General features: G+C 40.5%; 19 protein-coding genes. 16 read left to right on the top strand and 3 right to left on the bottom strand.

Features of this window, described 5'->3' with window-relative positions; translation table 11 throughout:
- The 4 genes from B6N13_RS14800 to B6N13_RS14785 all read left to right on the top strand — a co-directional run.
- The coding region (locus B6N13_RS14800; RefSeq protein ID WP_169459796.1) for an ISAs1 family transposase at nt 1-409 on the top strand (409 nt) is incomplete at its 5' end.
- A gap of 30 nt (nt 410-439) precedes the next feature.
- A complete protein-coding gene (locus B6N13_RS14795) occupies nt 440-1,972 on the top strand; it encodes a HAMP domain-containing methyl-accepting chemotaxis protein (RefSeq protein WP_248280343.1) in 1,533 nt (510 codons plus the stop codon).
- Nucleotides 1,973-2,123: 151 nt separating this feature from the next.
- Nucleotides 2,124-3,743: a methyl-accepting chemotaxis protein gene (locus tag B6N13_RS14790; RefSeq protein WP_169459795.1), complete on the top strand. Its 1,620-nt coding sequence runs from the start codon at nt 2,124-2,126 to the stop codon at nt 3,741-3,743.
- An 83-nt stretch (nt 3,744-3,826) separates the two neighbouring features.
- A complete protein-coding gene (locus B6N13_RS14785; protein ID WP_348981551.1) occupies nt 3,827-4,210 on the top strand; it encodes a YkgJ family cysteine cluster protein in 384 nt (127 codons plus the stop codon).
- Between the two features lie 39 nt (nt 4,211-4,249).
- Here the strand turns inward: B6N13_RS14785 and B6N13_RS14780 are convergent, their stop codons facing one another.
- Complete coding sequence (locus B6N13_RS14780) at nt 4,250-4,627, bottom strand: VOC family protein (protein WP_169459794.1); 378 nt, start codon at nt 4,625-4,627, stop codon at nt 4,250-4,252.
- A gap of 90 nt (nt 4,628-4,717) precedes the next feature.
- Between B6N13_RS14780 and B6N13_RS14775 the strand changes: the two genes are divergently transcribed.
- Complete coding sequence (locus B6N13_RS14775) at nt 4,718-5,056, top strand: thioredoxin family protein (RefSeq protein WP_211172878.1); 339 nt, start codon at nt 4,718-4,720, stop codon at nt 5,054-5,056.
- A 21-nt stretch (nt 5,057-5,077) separates the two neighbouring features.
- Here the strand turns inward: B6N13_RS14775 and B6N13_RS14770 are convergent, their stop codons facing one another.
- Nucleotides 5,078-5,347 (bottom strand): hypothetical protein, encoded by a 270-nt coding sequence (locus tag B6N13_RS14770; protein WP_169459792.1) that lies wholly within the window; start codon nt 5,345-5,347, stop codon nt 5,078-5,080.
- 115 nt (nt 5,348-5,462) lie between these two features.
- Between B6N13_RS14770 and B6N13_RS14765 the strand changes: the two genes are divergently transcribed.
- On the top strand, nt 5,463-6,410 hold the full coding sequence (locus tag B6N13_RS14765) for an N-acetylmuramoyl-L-alanine amidase-like domain-containing protein (RefSeq protein WP_169459791.1): 948 nt from the start codon (nt 5,463-5,465) through the stop codon (nt 6,408-6,410).
- Between the two features lie 16 nt (nt 6,411-6,426).
- Here the strand turns inward: B6N13_RS14765 and B6N13_RS14760 are convergent, their stop codons facing one another.
- Nucleotides 6,427-6,834, bottom strand: coding sequence for a DUF2721 domain-containing protein (locus tag B6N13_RS14760; RefSeq protein WP_169459790.1), 408 nt, complete (start codon nt 6,832-6,834; stop codon nt 6,427-6,429).
- Between the two features lie 227 nt (nt 6,835-7,061).
- On the opposite strand from B6N13_RS14760, the gene B6N13_RS14755 reads away from it, so the two are divergent.
- From B6N13_RS14755 to B6N13_RS14710, 10 genes are all read left to right on the top strand, one after another.
- The gene (locus B6N13_RS14755) at nt 7,062-8,345 is read left to right on the top strand and encodes a hemolysin family protein (RefSeq protein ID WP_012070989.1); all 1,284 of its coding nucleotides are present in this window, start codon (nt 7,062-7,064) and stop codon (nt 8,343-8,345) included.
- Between the two features lie 232 nt (nt 8,346-8,577).
- Nucleotides 8,578-8,718 carry a hypothetical protein gene (locus B6N13_RS14750; RefSeq protein WP_157035994.1) on the top strand — a complete coding sequence of 47 codons (141 nt, stop codon included), beginning with the start codon at nt 8,578-8,580 and terminating at the stop codon, nt 8,716-8,718.
- A gap of 452 nt (nt 8,719-9,170) precedes the next feature.
- Nucleotides 9,171-9,476 (top strand): DUF883 C-terminal domain-containing protein, encoded by a 306-nt coding sequence (locus B6N13_RS14745; protein WP_012070988.1) that lies wholly within the window; start codon nt 9,171-9,173, stop codon nt 9,474-9,476.
- Between the two features lie 17 nt (nt 9,477-9,493).
- Complete coding sequence (locus B6N13_RS14740; RefSeq protein WP_012070987.1) at nt 9,494-9,871, top strand: hypothetical protein; 378 nt, start codon at nt 9,494-9,496, stop codon at nt 9,869-9,871.
- A 3-nt stretch (nt 9,872-9,874) separates the two neighbouring features.
- The gene (locus tag B6N13_RS14735) at nt 9,875-10,267 is read left to right on the top strand and encodes a hypothetical protein (RefSeq protein ID WP_169459789.1); all 393 of its coding nucleotides are present in this window, start codon (nt 9,875-9,877) and stop codon (nt 10,265-10,267) included.
- A 165-nt stretch (nt 10,268-10,432) separates the two neighbouring features.
- Nucleotides 10,433-12,016, top strand: a complete 1,584-nt coding sequence (locus B6N13_RS14730) for an ABC-F family ATPase (RefSeq protein WP_012070985.1) — start codon at nt 10,433-10,435, stop codon at nt 12,014-12,016.
- Nucleotides 12,017-12,056: 40 nt separating this feature from the next.
- Nucleotides 12,057-12,548, top strand: coding sequence for an MmcQ/YjbR family DNA-binding protein (locus B6N13_RS14725; protein WP_348981550.1), 492 nt, complete (start codon nt 12,057-12,059; stop codon nt 12,546-12,548).
- Nucleotides 12,549-12,850: 302 nt separating this feature from the next.
- On the top strand, nt 12,851-14,749 hold the full coding sequence (locus B6N13_RS14720; RefSeq protein ID WP_169459788.1) for a PhoX family phosphatase: 1,899 nt from the start codon (nt 12,851-12,853) through the stop codon (nt 14,747-14,749).
- Between the two features lie 327 nt (nt 14,750-15,076).
- Nucleotides 15,077-17,497, top strand: a complete 2,421-nt coding sequence (locus tag B6N13_RS14715; protein WP_012070982.1) for a GGDEF domain-containing phosphodiesterase — start codon at nt 15,077-15,079, stop codon at nt 17,495-17,497.
- Between the two features lie 53 nt (nt 17,498-17,550).
- A complete protein-coding gene (locus tag B6N13_RS14710; RefSeq protein ID WP_012070981.1) occupies nt 17,551-19,113 on the top strand; it encodes an FMN-binding glutamate synthase family protein in 1,563 nt (520 codons plus the stop codon).
- The last annotated feature ends 5 nt before the right edge of the window (nt 19,114-19,118 follow it).

The raw sequence follows: 19,118 nt of genomic DNA, 5'->3' as shown, positions 1-19,118 counted from the left end.
CCGTCGATGCTGGTCCACGATGGACTTGTCGTCTCTGTCTATTGCAACAGAATGGCAAGTACAAACCATCGCCGCGATACAGTCAGATCGTATTGCTAATGAAAGAGGCCGAAGCCATATTCGTTACTTTATTTCCAGCAAACTGATGACGGCAGAAGAAGTATTAAAGGCCACTCGCGAGCATTGGGGCGTCGAAAACCAGCTTCATTGGGTTCTGGATGTCTCTTTTGGGGAAGATCAGTGTCGAGCTAGGCAAGGTTATGCGGCAGAAAACCTAGCAACCACCCGACAAATCGCTCTAAACCTACTAAAGCAGGAAACCAGTGTAAAACTGGGTATCAAAAACAAGCGTAAGGCCTGTGGTTGGGATGATGCGTATCTGTTCAAGGTGATGGGGTTGATCAAATAATGTTCGTGCGTTTGCCCTGGTGGTGTGACTATGTCAGCCATGAAAGATATTCGATCTAATTCTGAGATGATTGAGACAAATATATTACCTGCTATTACAAGTCTAGGTGATGTAAATAGTAACCTGATGCGAGTGAGGATTTTCACCTTAAGATTACTGAATGAGACCAATGAAGAAAATAAAAAAAATACTTTAGCCGCGCTTGAAAGTATCAAAAAAGAAGTGGCCCAGTATAGATCAGAATATGAGTCAACAATTTACCTAGACAGCGAACGGCGCCTGTTTGAAGAGTTTAAAAAAGCTGAGGCAACTTATTATAAGTTACAAGGTGATGTTTCTTTGTTATCGGTGCAGGGTAATAAAGAAGCGGCTTCAGCCTTAATAGCTGATATGAATCAAGCAGCTGATGATATGGTAAGACTGTTAAAAGCAATTGTCATTGCTAATCAAGAAGGTGCTGACGAGGCCAGTGCGGACTCGTTAAAAGAGTATAATGAAAGTTTCACGTTAATCATCTTTATAATTGTTATTGCGGCGGCAATAGCGTCGATTATTGCAGTCGTTCTTTCTAAGAGTATCAATACCCCATTGCAAAATGCCGTTATCTCAGCAGAAGCCATTGCCAAGGGCGATTTGACTCAACCAATTACAGCACAAGGAGATGATGAATTAACGCGTTTAACCAATGCCTTGAAAGTGATGCAGGGGAATTTACGAGAGGCCATTGTCCACATTGGTGATTCATCGAGTCAGCTTGCCTCAGCGGCAGAAGAACTAAGCTCTGTGACAGAAAGTTCGTCGAATGGATTAATGTTACAAAATGAAGAAATCCAACAAGCTGCAGCCGCTATTACTGAAATGAGCACTGCGGTAGACGAGGTGGCTCGAACTGCACAGCAAACTTCTGAAGCATCTGCTGAGTCAGCCAAATTGGCGGCTGAAGGTAAAGCGCGTGTTGGTGATACAACGGCCGTTATTCTTGATATGAATAAAGAGATGACGACCAGTACCCGAGTAATTAACCAATTGGCTGAACAAGTTGCGTCGATTGGTCAGATCCTTGATGTGATTCGTGCGGTTGCAGAACAGACAAACTTATTAGCTTTAAACGCAGCAATTGAAGCGGCACGTGCCGGTGAAGCTGGCCGAGGTTTTGCGGTAGTGGCAGATGAAGTAAGAAGTCTTGCTCATCGAACTCAAGAATCAACAGGTGAAATTGAAACCATGGTTCGTCAGGTTCAGCTTTCAGCAAATGAAGCCGTGTCTTCAATGGAAAGCACCAGTCAAAAAACCAATCAAGCTCAAACAGTTGCGGCTGAAGCTGCGAAGGCGTTGGAGCAAATTACCGCCCGTATTATTGCGATTAGTGACAGTAACCATATAATTGCGAGTGCAGCAGAGGAGCAGTCTAATGTTGCGAAAGAAATTGATGGCAACATTACGACTATTAGTGATTTGGCAGCACAAACAGTAGTTGGTGCAAACCAAACTAGTGCAAGCACAGCGGAATTAACTCGATTAGCCATTGAGCTAAATGAATTGGTGGTTAAATTTAAGGTATAAATTTTAACCGTTAGTTTTTTAGATTTAATTTAAAATATATTATTGATCTAGTTTAGTAAGTTTATATTCTATTAATAACTTCTAAACTAGATTAAATGCATTTTTTGTATGGTAAAGTAATAAGGTTTTTAGCTTTAAAAAGGATGGTGAAATGTTAAGGATAATCAATATTAGGTCACGTTTAATGGTGGCCTTCACGGTAATTATATTTTTATTAGTTTGTCTAGGTGGTGTGACTATGTCAGCCATGAAAGATATGCGAACTAATGCTAAGATGATTGAAACAAATATTCTGCCTGCAATTACAAGTCTAGGTGATGTAAATAGTAATCTGATGCGAGTGAGGATCTTTAGTTTAAGATTGCTGAATGAGACTAATGAAGGTGATAAGAAAGCCACTTTAGTCGAGCTCGAAAATATAAAAAAAGATGTGGGAAGTTATTTATTAGAATACGAATCAATGATTAACTTAGACAGCGAACGGCGCTTGTTTGAAGAGTTTAAAAAAGCTGAGGCAAGTTATTATAAATTACAAGGTGATGTCTCTTCGTTGTCAATACAAGGTAATAAAGAAGCGGCTTCAGCTTTAGTGTCTGAGATGAATCGTGCGGCTGATAATATGGTGCGTTTACTGAGGGCGCTTGTAAAAGCTAACCAAGAAGGTGCCGATGAAGCCAATTTAGATTCGGCAAGAGAATATGACTCAAGCTTTATGCTAATTATCGTTATTATTGGTACTGCTGCTGCAATAGCATCGACCATCGCGGTCGTTCTCTCTAAAAGTATCAATACCCCATTGCAAAATGCCGTTATCTCAGCAGAAGCCATTGCCAAGGGCGATTTGACTCAACCAATTACAGCACAAGGAGATGATGAATTAACGCGTTTAATCAATGCGTTAAAAGTGATGCAGGGGAATTTGCGAGAGGCCATTGTCCACATTGGTGATTCATCGAGTCAGCTTGCCTCAGCGGCAGAAGAACTAAGCTCTGTGACAGAAAGTTCGTCGAATGGATTAATGTTACAAAATGAAGAAATCCAACAAGCTGCAGCCGCTATTACTGAAATGAGCACTGCGGTAGACGAGGTGGCTCGAACTGCACAGCAAACTTCTGAAGCATCTGCTGAGTCAGCCAAATTGGCGGCTGAAGGTAAAGCRCGTGTTGGTGATACAACGGCCGTTATTCTTGATATGAATAAAGAGATGACGACCAGTACCCGAGTAATTAACCAATTGGCTGAACAAGTCGCGTCGATTGGTCAGATCCTTGATGTGATTCGTGCGGTTGCAGAACAGACAAACTTATTAGCTTTAAACGCAGCAATTGAAGCGGCACGTGCCGGTGAAGCTGGCCGAGGTTTTGCGGTAGTGGCAGATGAAGTAAGAAGTCTTGCTCATCGAACTCAAGAATCAACAGGTGAAATTGAAACCATGGTTCGTCAGGTTCAGCTTTCAGCAAATGAAGCCGTGTCTTCAATGGAAAGCACCAGTCAAAAAACCAATCAAGCTCAAACAGTTGCGGCTGAAGCTGCGAAGGCGTTGGAGCAAATTACTGCCCGTATTATTGCGATTAGTGATAGTAACCATATAATTGCGAGTGCAGCAGAGGAGCAGTCTAATGTTGCGAAAGAAATTGATGGCAACATTACGACCATTAGTGACTTGGCAGCACAAACAGTAGTTGGTGCAAACCAAACCAGTGCAAGCACAGCGGAATTAACTCGATTAGCCATTGAGCTAAATGAATTGGTGGTTAAATTTAAGGTATAAATTTTAACTGTTGGTTTTTTACGCTTCTTATCGATCTAGTTTGGTTGGTTTGTTTTTCATCAATATCTTCCAAGCTAGATCGCGTGTATATTATTCACTTCTGTATAGGCTTCGCTCGTGACATCGAGCGTGTCACTCTACACAATATTTCTCTTCTTGGTAATCCGTCGTTATTTATGAATATCGCTCTTAAAAATATTGCTGAATCTGATGTGACTTGCTCTAACTGTCAAGCTTGCTGCTGCCGTATGGAAGTGATGATAATCAGTGATACTGGTGTGCCAGACAAACATATATCGGTAGATAAGTGGGGAGGAGAAACCATGCTTAGATTAGATGATGGTTGGTGTTCGGCTGTTAATAGAGATACTTTTTTGTGTACGATTTACGAAAATCGTCCATGGATTTGCCGTGAGTTCGAAATGGGCTCTGATGAGTGTCGAGAAGAGTTTAATGTTATCAGGTAGTAACTGAACGAATAGTGACTACCTGATGTGATTAAATGATCAAACTCTATACATGGCGCAAAGTTTATTGCCGGATGGATCTCTTAGATAGGCAAGATATAACTGCATGGATCCTAATGAACGAATGCCAGGCGCATCTTCACAGGTGGTACCACCATTCTTAATGCCTGCTTCATGCCACGCGTTTACCATCTCTTCTGAAGTAGCTGAAAATCCAATTGTGCTGCCATTACCATGAGTTGCCGCTTCGCCATTGATTGGTTTTGTAATGGCGAAAGTCCCCGTGTCTGTGCGATAAAAACATCTTCCTTTCGGATCAATAAATCCTTCGTTGCACCCCAGCGTTTTAAAAATGGCATCATAGAAGGTTTTTGAAGCTTGTATGTCATTAGCACCTAGCATAACGTGACTGAACATAGTCTTTGATCCTTAGAAAATAATTAGAGTTTAGTAATGCGTTATCTCATATAGACATGATTTGTTCAAACATTGAAGAGAGGCTTTTTGATGCAAGCAATGCAAATAGGGTTTAATCCAGAATATACAGAAGAATCCCCAAGTCTTGATGAGATCAATAGCCTAAAAGGTATGGCTATTTTAGAGTTTGGGGCGCCTTGGTGTGGTCATTGTCAGGCTTCTTGTAATGCGCTTGAAGAGGTCATGAAATCACATTTTGAGCTGATTCATATTAAGGTATTTGACGGTAAAGGAAAGCGGCTAGGCCGCCAATTTGGCGTAAAGCTTTGGCCTACATTAATCTTGCTTCGAGATGGGCAAGAAGTTGCTCGTATTGTGCGTTTTACATCGGTTGATGAAATTCATGAGTTGCTGGGATCAAATGTTTAAGCTGTAAGTAGATCAGATTATTTAAACTGTGATGTCGATAAGGCGGCCAATGGTCTTGTCGGAAGTATCTAGAACTTTGGCATTAGCTTGCGCTTCTAATACACTGCTTTTTGCTTCTATCAAGCCATCTTGAATAGGAGAGCCGTAAAATCCAGAGTTTTGGGCTGAAGCGGGCTGGCTCAATGTTTGTGTTGATGCGTCTGCTACTTTCTGGCTTGCTTGATCTAGCTTGTCTTGGCTACGCTGTAGACCTTGTTGGCCATAAATAAATGACGAGTTATTGATTTGCATGGTCGAGCCTTTATTTCAAATTATTAGTTGAGTCTAGCACAATAGGGCGATTGTTTTTTAAACAAGGATTGTTTTTTTATGTTTCAAATTGAAAGCAGTATGAGTAGGAATATGTATGAAGGGTAGTATTAAAAAAGCGGTTGTTGTCAGTACACTCATTCTTTTCTTGTCGCCTGCTATGGCTATTAATGTACTTGATTCGACGAATAAAGTGCTTTTCTATAAAACAATAGATGATAACTCTACTAAACTTTCCGCTTCTTCAGCTTCGAATTATGCAGAAAAAATAGATACTTTGAGTCGTATTTTACTTGGTTCTGCGTATGTAGGTGGCAGTGTTGGGGAAGGTGAACAGGGAAAATATGACAAAGATCCTCTTACTCGTTTTGATGTATTTGATTGTACTACCTATGTTGAAACGGTATTGGCTGGTGCAATGTCATCCACTTCTGAAGCATTTAAAACAAACTTGATGCGTTTGCGTTACAAAGATGCAAAAGTGTCTTTTGTGACGCGAAATCATTTCCCTAGCTTAGATTGGTTTCATAATAATCAAGCTATTTTGCAAGATATAACGCCAGATGTTGCTAATGGTGGTGCTCGAGTTGCAAAGACGATTGTCGATAAAGCCGCCTGGTATCAACGTATTAGCAGTGATGTGATTCATTGTGATGCAGAGTCTTCCCGCGATTGTCGGGAGTTATTGGCTCAGTTGCATGCAGAAGGAAAGGCTTTTGTCCCAGAACCCGCTTATTTACCTTATGTTCCGTTAACTGAATTGTTTCTTGGTCGTGATCGGCATGTTAACCAAGTTTTATTAGATCGAATCCCTTCTGGTAGCGTGATTAGTATGGTTCGTCCTGATTGGTTATTAAAGCAATATATTGGTACGAATATGAATGTCTCACACCAAGGACTTGCTATTCGCAAAAATGGCACGCTGTTTCTTCGGCATGCCAGTCAGACTCACAAAAAAGTCATCGATGAAAACTTCGCTGACTATTTTTCGCAGTATTCTGCTAGCTCTTCTTTGAAAGGATTTAATGTTCAAATCTTGAGGTAGCGAAGCCTGATGGGCTCTATTTTTTCCGATTTTGTTTTTTGAAATTGGTACTAAAGTGTTGCAGATGTACTTCTAATGCATCGCATGAAATAGTGATTTCTCTGACAGATAGATACAGAGAATACATTAAACAAACAAGGCTAGCGCCAAAAATGTAGCTGCCAACTTGTTGATATTCGAGGTAGATCGCCATCATAGATAATACGCAAAGGAAAAAGCTGATAACGCCAGCTTCCTGCATACGTCTTATTAAATAAATTCGCTTACGTAGGTTCGTTATTTGTTCTGTGATGTTTGCGTCTTCTAGTTTTGGGTCAAAGTTACGGATAATCGAGGCCAATGTCACAAAGCGGTTGGTGTAGGCCAGCAGCAATAGTGAAACCGCAGGAAACAACATGGCTGGTGTAGTGAGTGTGATTATCATGGTCAACCTTGTGAATTAAGAGAAGTTTTGAGTACCGTTTAACTGCTTTATTCTACGTCTTCGTAAAGGTATTTAATATTGCATTTTACCCTTCTGAAAGTATAAAAAATAAGCGTTGTATCGACTCAACTTCCTTCTATAATGCGCTTATATTTATATATTTTGCCTTAGGAATAGAATATTCCTGTCCGCGTTTGAGTTAGCCTTTTCGGAAAAGAGAGAAAGAAATGAGTGATGTGTTTAGTATTGGCTTATTGATTATTGCCAGTGCATTGTTTGCTATGTCTGAAATAGGCATGGCGGCAGCAAGGAAAATTAAATTGCGCGTTCTCGCTGATGAGGGCAATGTTAAAGCGCAAGCTGTTCTCACCTTGCAACAAAAGCCGGGTGCTTTTTTTGCTATGATTCAAATCGTCCTAAATGCGATTGCTATTTTGGGCGGTATTGTAGGTGAGCAAGCACTTACACCATATATAAAGCAAGTAGTAAGTTTGCTTTATTCTGGTCCTTTATTGGATCAAGTCAGCTTTGTCTTTTCTTTTCTTTGTTTAACGTCACTGTTTATCTTATTTGCAGATCTTCTACCTAAGCGTTTAGCGATGATTATGCCTGAAGCCGTGGCTATTCGAATGGTTACACCAATGCTTTGGGTGACTTTCATCTTAACGCCAGTGGTTTTTCTGTTTAACGGTTTTACTAATTTAATTCTGCGTTTGTTCAATGTACCTATTGAGCGTCAAGAAGTGGTTACCACAGAAGACATTGTTGCCATGATGGACGCTGGCGCTGAAGATGGCAGTTTGCAGAGTCAAGAGTATCAGCTGATTGGTAATGTATTTGAATTAGAAACGCGAAACATTTCTAGCACCATGACGCCTCGTGATCAAATTATCTATTTTGATATTGATGACAGTAGTGAAGAAATCAGCCAGAAAATTATTGACCATCCGCATAACGATTTTTTGGTCTGTAATGGCAGTTTGGACAAAATCGAAGGTATTATTGAATCGAAAGAGATATTACGTTTGGTGCTAAAGGGCGAGCCTGCGCAGATTAAGCCTGAAAAAGTAGATAAAGAAGTGTTTTATCTACCAGAAACATTAACTCTTTCCGAAGCGCTTAATGCTTTCCGCGTAGCGCCACAAGCTTTTGCTGTCATTGTAAATGAATACGCGACTATCGTAGGTATCGTGACAGTGAAAGATTTATTGGGTGGCTTTATGGGCGGTTTATTAACACCGCATGATGAAGAGCAAATAGTACAGCGTGATCCGAATTCTTGGTTGATTGAAGGGTTAACGCCGATTAATGACGTGATGCGCAGTTTGAGTATAGAAGAGTTTCCTGACCGAACTCAGTATGAAACACTTGGTGGCTTTATTACGTACAGCTTAAAACGCTTGCCCAAGCGTACAGATTTTTTTGTCTATGAAGGCTACAAGTTTGAAGTACTGGATTTGGAAGGCGTGAGAGTCGAGCAGCTATTAGTAACGCGGATGAAAAAATCATGACACTTTCTCGATCATGGCCTGAATAAAGAGCAATCTCCTTAAAGCATTCATATTGTGTTATTTTTAGACGTATTAGAGTGTTTTTTACCTCATATAAGAACTATACGTCAAGAAACTAAAGGATAGTTCGAGTAATAGGGAAAGAGACTTTCTTTAGGGGTTGCTGACGTACCCTTTAGTTTTTCAATGCTAGCATGATATTTCCAAAATCATGAAAGATAAGGAAGCTTAGATGTCTCGTTTAATTAAAAAATTGATGAACGTACAGGTGTTTAATAGACGCGCTGAATCCCTTGAGGATATTGAAACAGTAAGTAATTCTGATATGGATGAGTGGAAAGGGTGGGATGCCTGGGTCGATATTAAAAAATAAAGTGTCTTCTGCCTCATGTTCGAAAAATATATGAACTCGGAATAAACACAGAGGGGTCGTTATGAGTCGATTCTAAAAGGGCAAAAATGTACTAAATAGTATGTTTTTGCCCTTTTTATTATCAACATATTCAAAAAAAATGATGCTTCTATTCATTTTAGAGGGGGCGCCCCTAGTTATGTTTCATTCTTTAAAGATCAACCATAAATAAAGGAAAGATGATGCGTTTTGCTGACTGTATTTGACCATCATAAATTAACCAAGTAGTGTAAATAGCGGAATGTAAGGGAGCTTTCTTGTTTAGTTTTTTATATCTCTACTATAACTAATACAAGAAACTCTATTCTTACCTTATTCTATAATATTCACTAAGTCTTAAAAAACTTAGTTCGTTTTTTTGTCGCTAGATTGGCGTTGAAAAGTTAATTTTAATTCTAAAAGGAGAATAAAGAATGGCTACAACAACCAAAAGTACGACCCAAGCAAAAGCTCATGAAAAAGTAGATAGCGCAGCAGAAGCCGCTCACAAAGGCGTCGATAGTGCAGCTGAAATGAAAGAAAAGAGCCAAGAACGTATCGAAGAAGTGGCTCATCAAATTAGTGAACAAGCCCATAAAATCGCTGATACTGCGAAAAACCAATCTGAAAAAATCTCTTCTGCGGTTGGTGAATATGCCAAAGAACACCCTGTTAAAACCATCGGCATAGCTTTCCTAGCCGGTGCACTCGCTGCTAGCTTCCTTTGCAAACGTAAATAAGCAGAGGAAGGGCAATAATGGAAACACCACCGCACGGGTCTTCAGAGAAAGAACAATCTGACTTTGATGAGGTAATAAATACCCATAAAAGTTGGCTGAAGAGTGTATTAGGGCTTGGAGCGTTAGAGGCTAAGATGTGGGTTGCATCCAGTGCTCAGCTTCTTGCCTTAATGTGCGGTGTTATTTTCTTATTGTTGACCACTTGGCTATTAATCATTGCTTCCATTGCGGCAGTGGCTTGGAGCTATGGATTTTCCCTTGTTGCTATTTTATTAACGGCAACCTTAGTTACTTTCCTAAGTTCTCTTGTATTGCTTTACTTAGTAAAGCGAACCCTAAAAAGCATGAACTTTGCTCGCACATTGGACGCCGTTATTCCAACTGATGAGGATTAGTAGATGTTTGGTATAAAACGAATGCATCGGCAACGAGAGCGCCTCTATCTTCGAACACAGTTATTGGAGAAACGTGCGAAACAATCCCGTGAAAAAGCCGTTGATAATCTCTTAGATAAAGCGACAAGCCCAGCAGGTTTATTGGCAAGTTTTGTTTTGGGGGCAACGACACAGCTGGATATATCAAGGAAAGCCAGAAAAAATTTACTTAATGGTGCAAGTCGGGACATTTTAGGTTTTTTGATGTCGCAAGTTTCAACCTTTATGGCAGCAAGCGCAGAACAGAAAACTGCTTGTAAAGAAAACATGGCACCTGAGGACGAAGAAACGCCTTCTGATAGTGACAATGATTTCACTCATCCCGTCCCTCCAACTGATAGTGCAAAAGCTCAATAGATCTAATTTTTGTATATCTACGAATTTGTTCAAAAAAACGGCACTTATTTCTCGACTTTAGTGCTTTAAATCTCTATATTCGCCCATCTTTGTGTTTGTCTTTTGACCTTGATTTTGTGGTCTGTATAAACGTTTTTCATTTCTCTTTGTTTAGGGCTTTTTCCTTTGATCTCCACGGCTAATATCACCATGCAATTTGGCGCAACGCCATTGTTTGAAAACATCTCCGCAAAATTCGGTAACGGCAATCGCTATGGCTTAATTGGTGCGAACGGGTGTGGCAAGTCTACCTTCATGAAAATTTTGAGTGGGGCACTGACGCCAACATCTGGAAACGTATCTATTACTCCGGGTGAAAAAGTCGGTACTTTAAGCCAGGATCAGTTTGCTTTTGAAGAATATACTGTTGTTGACGCCGTTATTATGGGTGATGTGGCGCTTTGGAAAGTCAAACAAGAGCGAGATGCGATCTACTCTAAGCCAGAAATGAGTGAAGAAGATGGCATGCGAGCGGGTGAGCTAGAAGCAGAATTCGCAGAGATGGATGGCTACAGTGCAGAAAGTCGTGCTGGTGATATTCTGTTAGAAGCCGGCATCGAAGAAGAGTTTCATTTTGGTTTGATGAGCCAAGTCGCGCCAGGTTGGAAACTTCGTGTTTTATTAGCGCAAGCCTTGTTTGCTAATCCTGATATTTTGCTACTGGACGAACCAACCAACAACTTGGATATTCATACCATTAACTGGTTGGCTGGTGTATTGAATCAACGTAAATGTACCATGATTATTATTTCCCATGACCGTCACTTTTTGAACTCTGTATGTACTCATATGGCAGACATCGATTTTGGTGAATTGCGTATTTACCCTGGTAACTACGAATATTTCATGGAAGCCTCATCTTTGATTCGTGAACAACTGCTAACAGAAAATGCGAAGAAAAGTGCGGAAATGGATGATCTTCAAGCGTTCGTGAATCGTTTTTCTGCCAACGCATCTAAAGCAAAACAAGCTAGTTCACGTGCTAAAAAATTAGAAAAAATCGAGTTGGCGGAAGTAAAACAATCGAGCCGAATGACACCGTCGTTGACCTTCAAACAAGATAAAAAACTTCATCGGCATGCGTTGATTTTAGAAGATCTTGGGCACGGCTATGATGAAATGCTATTTTCTGGCGGCAACATGATTTTAGAAGCGGGTTCTCGTTTGGCGATTATCGGAGAAAACGGCGCAGGTAAAACGACCTTTTTACGTTGCTTAATGAACGAATTAGAAGCCAAACAAGGTGAAATTAAATGGGCTGAAAACGCCGTAATCGGTTACTGCCCGCAAGACAGTACAGAAGATTTCGACTGCGATTTAACCTTGTTTGATTGGATGTCGAAATGGCGCACCGCGAAACATGATGATCTTAAAGTTCGTGCTATGTTGGGTCGTTTGCTGTTTACTGCGGATGACTTCAATAAAAAAGTACGTGTCTGTTCTGGTGGTGAAAAAAACCGTTTATTGTTTGGTAAGTTGATGATGATGGACTTAAACGTCTTAGTTATGGATGAGCCAACTAACCACATGGATATGGAAGCGATCGAAGCTTTAAACAATGCTTTGCTAGAGTTTGACGGCACGCTAATTTTTGTTAGCCATGATAGAGCATTCGTTTCTTCATTGGCGAACCGAGTGATTGAAATTAAAGGACAGCAAGTCGTGGATTTCCAAGGTACATACGATGAGTATCTTGCTCACCAAGGCTAATATCGTGTAGATATAGTGTCTATTTAAAGCCACTTACTGGGTGCTAGTAAGTGGCTTTTTTACGACTATCGATGACAAAAAACGGCTTGCAGCCAAAGCAGGTCTTGATCATGATAAGTTGATGACATTTTCTACTATTACTATGGAGTCGATTTTGGATATTTTAATAATAAAAGACTATCTCTTATCTAAGCCTGAGGTGGTCGAGGATTATCCGTTTGATGATAAAACAGCGGTGTTCAAAATTCAGGGTAAGATGTTTGCTTTATTAAGTAAGTATCAGGGGCGTCAATTACTTAACTTAAAGTGTGATCCTGCCCATGCCATTGAATTGCGTGATATCTTTGCCGAAATTATTCCCGCTTACCACATGAACAAACGCCATTGGAATTCCGTTATTCTGGATGGTGATTTACCGAATGGTGAAATCGAAAGACTGATTGATCATTCCTATGGTTTGGTGGTGAAAGGTTTAAAAAAATCTGTTCGGGAAGGCTTGGAAGTACGATATGGGGGAGAAATCTATAAATAAAAAAGTGATACAGCTTTGTATATCCTATCTATGACTATATCGATTTCAATTCTCTGGCCTTACTCCTCTTTTTATTTGCACTTTTAAATTATTTTTCAGATTCATTGCTGATGTCGTTTAACTGTCATTTCCATGTAATGTTTTATCCGTAAATTCATTATCAACTTCCTTTTGCAGGGGGAAGTAACTTATTTGAAAAATGTACGATAAAACGAGTAGTCAAGGATCGATTAATAAAGGGTCAAGCACCTAAAATTCGATAACCTAGGCGACTAATATTTAATTAATAATAGGGCAGTATTATGAATATTAAGAACAATGGAAGGCTAGGGTTTGATGAATTGGATGAACTGGTGCGCCCAGCACCCGAAGTTGTAGAGTTCGAAGAAGTTGCTAATAAAATGGTCTCTCGCCGTGGTTTTCTTGGTGGTGGCGCGGCAGTTGGTGCAAGTGCGTTTGTTATGGGCTCGACAACTTTGGCAGCGGGTAAAGCGTTGGCAGCTGGGTCTCCAGAGTCTCGTTTAGCATTCAGCATGGTTAAAGCTAATTCACTAGATACGGTTACGGTTCCAGAAGGCTACAAGTGGGAAGTGGTTGCTTCTTGGGGCGATCCATTATTCAGCAATGCCCCAGCTTTTGATGCGGCAACAGGCGGCACAGGTGTTTCTCAGGAATTGGCATTTGGTGATCATAATGACGGCATGGCTTTCTTCTCCAAAGATGGCAAACAAATCATGGCCATCAATAACGAATACACCAATGAGAAAACGCTTCACGCGAATCGTGCAGATGGCATGCCTACTAATGCTGATGATGTGCGTAAAAACAAGGCAGCTCATGGTGTGTCAATTATTGAGGTGGCTCAGCGTGGTGGCAAATGGGGCATCGTTCAGGATTCTCCTTATAATCGCCGTATTACAGCGGATACGGAAATGGATATTACAGGTCCTGCTCGTGGTCATAAATGGATGCAAACATCTGAAGACCCTAAAGGTTTGGTGGCCAAAGGAACATGGAACAACTGTGGCAACGGTCAGACGCCTTGGGGCACTTATTTAACCTGTGAAGAAAACTTCAATGGTTATTTCACTGCAAGTAAAGAGTATAAAATGCCTGATGCTTACAAGCGTTATGGTGTGAGCACGGAAGGCCGTTATAACTGGGCGTTAGCTGATGATCGTTTTAATTTGGATAAAGAGCCTAATGAGCCAAATCGCTTTGGTTATATTGTGGAAATTGATCCACTAGATCCAACATCTCGCCCGAAAAAACGTACCGCTTTAGGTCGTTTCAAGCATGAAAACGCTGAATTGACTATCGCTGCGAATGGCCATATCGTGGTTTACCTCGGTGATGATGAGCGTGGCGAATTTTTATACCGCTTCATTTCTAAGCACAAATATTTGGCCGGCGGCAATAATCGAGATCTCCTAGAAGAAGGTACTCTATATGTTGCCAAATTCCATGACAATAACCGTGGTGAGTGGTTGGCGCTTACGCCTAAAACCACAGGCATGACTGACGCGGAAATTTCGATTCATACTCGTATGGCCGCATCTAAAGTCGGTGCTACAACCATGGATCGTCCAGAGTGGGTAGCGGCTCATCCTCATAAAGCGGAAGTATATTGTTCATTGACGAATAATAAAAATCGTGGTGTTAAGCCAAATGCGGGTGGTGATGCAACACCAGCTGGAGGACCAAACCCTCGTGTAAAAAACAACTTTGGTCAGATCGTGCGTTGGATGCCAATGAACTCGGATCATACTCACAATGAGTTCAAATGGGATTTGTTCGTTTTAGCTGGTAACCCTGCAGTGTATGATGACGCTAATGCTGGCTCTAAAAACATTAATCAAGATAATATGTTTAACTCTCCAGATGGCCTTAAATTTGATTCTAGAGGCTTATTGTGGATTCAAACAGACGGCAATTACTCCAATGCAAAAGGCTTCCAGGGGCAAGGTAATAACCAGATGTTAGTTGCCGACCCTGAAACTGGTGAAATCCGCCGCTTCTTGGTGGGGCCAAAAGAATCTGAAATAACGGGTTCTGCGTGGAATGCCGAGCGTACGACTATGTTTATTGGAGTTCAGCATCCAGGGGAGGAAGGGAATTCTCATTGGCCTGATGGCGGTCAGTCTGTACCTCGCTCTAGTGTTATTGCCATTTCTCGTGAAGATGGCGCAGTGATAGGTTAACTAACTGCTTTACAATCTTTAATTACCTCTAAAGCCAGTATGTTTTTCATGCTGGCTTTTTTATTTACACTTTGAGGAAATGCTTTGCTCCTGTACTCATAGTGACTTATATCATGACTTATATCATAGCAAGTATAAATTATTTTTATATCGACTTGTTTAACCTTGAATAAAGTGTCAGTCTTGCCAATGTGCATAATAAATGCAAGAAATTAGGTTTTTGTCTGGTGGATAAAGTGTTATTTCCAGTCTTCTTTGTGATTTTTATTAGTATGGATGCTGTGAGGGTGATGTGGCAGCAGGATATAAAAATTTAAGTGAGTAGAAATGGGCGTTGTATTTTCAAAATCATTGTTTACTAAACAAGCAATTTTAACACTAGCGCTTGCCATTATTTTAAGTTTAGTAAGCAGCGCTATTCAATTTATTGATGGAGTACGATCTCAGAAAGCGGAAATAAATCAAGATTTTAATGTTTTGCTTGCGGCAATTGAAAAACCTTTAGCCGAAGCTATTTTCCGTTTAGATACGCCGTTCGCTCAGCAGCAAATTGATAGTTTACTTTTTAATCCTGCTATTGCTCATGTGGAAGTTCGTGACGAAAGTGGTGAACTGTTTGTAGAAGCTACCACAACAAATAACGACTTCTCTGTCTCGGATGGATTGGCCAACTATTTTTTATCTGATTTACAGGATTATCGGCGAGAGCTTAGTTTGGACACTCCTGCTTTTCAGGCGGGTTATGTGCTTATATTGCCTGAAAAACATTTCTTGCTTGATACAATATTTAAAGAACATCTTTCTAGTTTAACCTATAACCTGTTCAAAGATGTGTTGTTGGCATCATTGATATCCTTAGTTTTTTACTTTTTAGTTACTCATCCTTTGATGCGCCTCACTGAGTCTTTATCGATTGTTGGTTATAAAAAAGAGTTGCCATTACCTCAGTCATTTTATCGGTACCATAAGTCTGATGAACTAGGGAATTTGCATTCTACTTTCGCCGTTTTATGGAAGCGTTTAAATACTGCACTGAGTGATTTAGAGCGAAGTGATAGTCATACAAAAGCTATGATTGAACATGCTGCGGATGGTATTTTGCTTTTAGATGAGAACTACCAAATCACCTTAGTGAATGCGGCAGCAGAGCATATGTTGAAGATGAAAAGTGAAGATTTGAACTCAAAGTCTTTAGATGTGTTGCACTCCCCTTCGTCTTGGCCTGAATTTTTTAATATTTTAGAGTCTCTGGAAGTGAACTCTCCTACAACGGTCGAAACAATTTATCGAATGCAGGGAATTGAGCTACCTGTTGAGATACGTTTAGCTAAATATAAAGTACAAGATAAAACAGAGACCTTATTACTGATTCGCGATGTTTCTGAACGCAAAGAAACAGAGGCTCGTATTCACCACTTGGCCTATTACGATTCAGTTACCAATCTACCGAATCGCCAGTATTTAGCCGATAAACTTTATAAAGCAATAAAGACTAAACAGAAAAATACTACTTCAAGTTACTCCGCTGTGGTGTTTATGGATCTGGATAGATTTAAAACCATTAATGATTCACTAGGTCATAACGTGGGTGATCAGCTACTTTGCTGTGTGGCAACGCAGCTGTCTTCACTAACTGAAGAGAATATTGTGTTTGCCCGCATGGGGGGAGATGAGTTTGCTTTTTTACTTACTCATGTTGGTGATGATAAGGAAAAAGTAGAAAAAGCAATCAACGGTTTTGTTGAAAGTGTTATGTACGCCTGTCAGCAAGTTAAAAAGGCGGGGCACCATGAAGTTCACATCACTGCCAGTCTAGGAGCCACAATCTTTGATGGCAATGAAGGATCGGCAGAAGCGATTTTAAAGCAGGCTGATACGGCTTTGTATCGCGCTAAGGAATCTGGACGTAATACCTTTGCTTTATATAAACCAGAGATGCAGGCGGTTTCAGATGCACGCCTTGAGATGGAAAAAGCACTCCATCATGCGACAGAATTCAAGTTGTTTGAGTTGTATTATCAGCCACAAACCAATGATAAAAATGAATTGATTGGTGCAGAAGCGCTGATTCGTTGGAAGGACGAGAAAAAGGGTTTTATTTCCCCTGCTGAGTTTATTCCCGTGGCAGAAGAAATAGGACTTATTGTTGAAATTGGTCATTGGGTTTTAAATGAAGCTTTGTCCCAAGTGGCGACTTGGTTGAAAGAGGGGAAGTGGCAATTATCATGGCGTATGTCGATTAATGTGAGCCCTATTCAGTTTCAACAAGCAGGTTTTTTACCTATGTTGAAAACACAGTTAGAAAAACATGATGTTCCGCCAAGTTGTGTTGACCTGGAAATCACGGAAAATATGCTACTGAACGACCTTTCATCTTGTTTGAAAAAAATGAATGCCATAAAAGCCTTGGGTGTGCATCTTTCTATTGATGACTTTGGTACTGGTTATTCATCACTGAAATATTTGAAATCTTTACCAATAGATAGATTGAAAATTGATCAGTCTTTTGTGAGAGATTTACTCACAGATAAAAGCGATGAAGCGATAGTGCATGCGGTCATAGCTATGGCCAAAGCGCTCAATATTAGTGTTCTTGCCGAAGGTGTAGAGACTTTGCTTCATTATAATCGATTAAGAGAGATAGATTGTTTTTATTACCAGGGTTACTATTTTGGTCATCCTGTACCCCCAAACGAATTTATTGCTGCATTTGTTCATGATTCAGCCACGCTGAAGCCTTCTTTGTAGCGTAATATTAAAACTCAATTTACATATCACCAGTTTAATCTTAAGGGCTAAGTATGGATTTTTTGTCTTCATTGGCGACATTGACTATTCATTGGGGTGCGTTACTGTTCGTTTTTTTGCTCTTTATGGCCTGTATTTCTGTCGCGGTGATGTACTGGGTTGATACGCATCAAACCAGTCATACAATTAGACGAAACTATCCTGTTGTTGGGCGTTTTCGTTACCTCTTTGAACACCTAGGCGAGTTTTTTCGTCAGTATTTTTTTGCAATGGATAGGGAAGAGCGACCATTTGATCGTGCTGAGCGTTCGTGGGCATATCGAGCGGCTAAAAAAGTTGATTCGACGATTGCTTTTGGTTCGACTCGTTCTTTGGAAACACCAGGAGATATTTTCTTTTTAAATTGTGCTTTTCCAACGCTAGATGAAGATGCAGCACAACCTAGAGAAGTTTGTATTGGTGAATATACCGCGAAAAAACCCTATCGAACTCGATCAGTTGTGAATATTTCGGGTATGAGCTTTGGTGCCTTGTCTAAACCTGCAGTTCAAGCTTTATCAAAAGGCGCACGTAAGGCCGGTATTTGGATGAATACAGGTGAGGGTGGATTATCGCCTTATCATCTTGAAGGTGGCTGTGATTTGGTGTTTCAAATTGGCACAGCGAAATATGGTGTGCGTAATCTGGAGGGGCATTTAGACGATACAAAATTGGCCAGTCTAGCAGAGCACCAAAATGTGCGTATGTTTGAAATAAAAATGAGCCAAGGTGCTAAGCCTGGTAAAGGTGGTATGTTGCCAGGAGCAAAAGTAACCGAAGAAATAGCTCATACTCGCGGTATTCCAGTAGGTCAGGACTCAATCAGCCCAAATGGCCATACTGATATAAAATCCATCGATGATTTATTGAATATGGTTCATCATGTTCGTGAAGTTACCTCTAAACCTGTCGGTTTTAAAATGGTGGTTGGGGATTTGAAGTTTTTCGAAACCCTATGTGAGTTAATCCATAAAAAAGGAATCGATTACTGTCCTGACTTTATTACGATTGATAGTTCCGATGGCGGTACGGGAGCAGCTCCGCAGCCACTAATGGACTACGTAGGTATGCATTTACGTGAAAGCTTGCCAACTGTAGTTAACATTGTGACTTCTTATGGTTTACGTCGTTATATTAAAATTATAGCTTCGGGCAAACTTATTGTACCGGGGAAAGCGGCTTGGGCCTTGAGCGCTGGTGCTGATTTTGTTGTTACAGCGCGTGGTTTTCTATTTTCACTTGGATGTATTCAAGCTTTACAATGTAATAAGAATACTTGTCCGACAGGGATTACGACCCATAATCCTGATTTACAGAAAGGCTTAGTAGCAGCTGAAAAATCTGAACGAGTAGCTAACTATGCTGCCGAGTTGTTGCATGGTATTGGAATGATTGCTCACTCGTGTGGAGTGAAAGAACCTAGAGAACTGAATCGCTCTCACGTTCGCATTATAGAAAATCAAAGTAAATCGGTATTATTTTCTGAGGCAAACCCAATGCCGAATGTGAGACCCGAATATATCAATATGGCTGCACTTCAAGAAAAGGCCTCTCCAGTCGAAGATAGGTTGCAGTAAGCTTT

This window comes from Marinomonas sp. UCMA 3892, from assembly GCF_012726345.1.
Lineage (GTDB): Bacteria > Pseudomonadota > Gammaproteobacteria > Pseudomonadales > Marinomonadaceae > Marinomonas.
This window is presented reverse-complemented; position numbering and strand designations above follow the sequence as displayed.

Coding starts and splice junctions, on each gene's coding strand:
- B6N13_RS14795 (WP_248280343.1), top strand. CDS start 440: ATGTCAGCCATGAAAGATATTCGATCTAATTCTGAGATGATTGAGACA.
- B6N13_RS14780 (WP_169459794.1), bottom strand. CDS start 4,627: ATGTTCAGTCACGTTATGCTAGGTGCTAATGACATACAAGCTTCAAAA.
- B6N13_RS14775 (WP_211172878.1), top strand. CDS start 4,718: ATGCAAGCAATGCAAATAGGGTTTAATCCAGAATATACAGAAGAATCC.
- B6N13_RS14770 (WP_169459792.1), bottom strand. CDS start 5,347: ATGCAAATCAATAACTCGTCATTTATTTATGGCCAACAAGGTCTACAG.
- B6N13_RS14765 (WP_169459791.1), top strand. CDS start 5,463: ATGAAGGGTAGTATTAAAAAAGCGGTTGTTGTCAGTACACTCATTCTT.
- B6N13_RS14760 (WP_169459790.1), bottom strand. CDS start 6,834: ATGATAATCACACTCACTACACCAGCCATGTTGTTTCCTGCGGTTTCA.
- B6N13_RS14755 (WP_012070989.1), top strand. CDS start 7,062: ATGAGTGATGTGTTTAGTATTGGCTTATTGATTATTGCCAGTGCATTG.
- B6N13_RS14750 (WP_157035994.1), top strand. CDS start 8,578: ATGTCTCGTTTAATTAAAAAATTGATGAACGTACAGGTGTTTAATAGA.
- B6N13_RS14745 (WP_012070988.1), top strand. CDS start 9,171: ATGGCTACAACAACCAAAAGTACGACCCAAGCAAAAGCTCATGAAAAA.
- B6N13_RS14740 (WP_012070987.1), top strand. CDS start 9,494: ATGGAAACACCACCGCACGGGTCTTCAGAGAAAGAACAATCTGACTTT.
- B6N13_RS14735 (WP_169459789.1), top strand. CDS start 9,875: ATGTTTGGTATAAAACGAATGCATCGGCAACGAGAGCGCCTCTATCTT.
- B6N13_RS14720 (WP_169459788.1), top strand. CDS start 12,851: ATGAATATTAAGAACAATGGAAGGCTAGGGTTTGATGAATTGGATGAA.
- B6N13_RS14715 (WP_012070982.1), top strand. CDS start 15,077: ATGGGCGTTGTATTTTCAAAATCATTGTTTACTAAACAAGCAATTTTA.
- B6N13_RS14710 (WP_012070981.1), top strand. CDS start 17,551: ATGGATTTTTTGTCTTCATTGGCGACATTGACTATTCATTGGGGTGCG.